Below are 501 nucleotides of genomic sequence, written 5' to 3'. Positions count from 1 at the left end.
TTCAACATCAATGTCGATTGACCCACCGCAATCGCGAGCAGGCTCGCTCCCACATGGATTGATCGTTCCCTTTGCACAAAACGGATAAAGGTCTGCACCCAGCGGATATTGCCCAATAGCCGCCCGCCCTAGCATGAGCCTGCCTGAATAAAAACAATGGAGGCGGCGGCCATGTCCCTGCGACCCGAATACCTTCACTCCCTGCTTGAAGAAGACAAAGACCAGGGCATCTACCGCTGCAAGCGGGAGATGTTTACCGACCCACGCTTGTTCGATCTCGAGATGYAACACATCTTCGAAGGCAACTGGCTGTACCTCGCCCACGAGAGCCAGATTCCGAACAAGAATGATTTCTACACCACCACCATGGGCCGGCAGTCGATCTTCATTGCGCGCAACAAGGACGGCGAGCTCAACGCGTTCATCAACGCCTGCAGCCACCGTGGCGCGATGCTCTGCCGGCACAAGACCGGCAACAAGTCTTCCTACACCTGCCCGTTT

Annotated in this window: 1 protein-coding gene; it reads left to right on the top strand. The window is 56.0% G+C overall.

All coding sequences use genetic code 11. The features are described from left to right. Positions 1-171: 171 nt before the first annotated feature. The coding region (locus AC1DH9_RS30805) for a Rieske 2Fe-2S domain-containing protein (protein ID WP_477809541.1) at positions 172-501 on the top strand (330 nt) is incomplete at its 3' end.

The organism is Pseudomonas sp. 05T35, assembly GCF_056396605.1.
The sequence above is the reverse complement of the archived record's forward strand: the minus strand, read 5'-3'. Positions and strand labels throughout refer to the sequence as shown.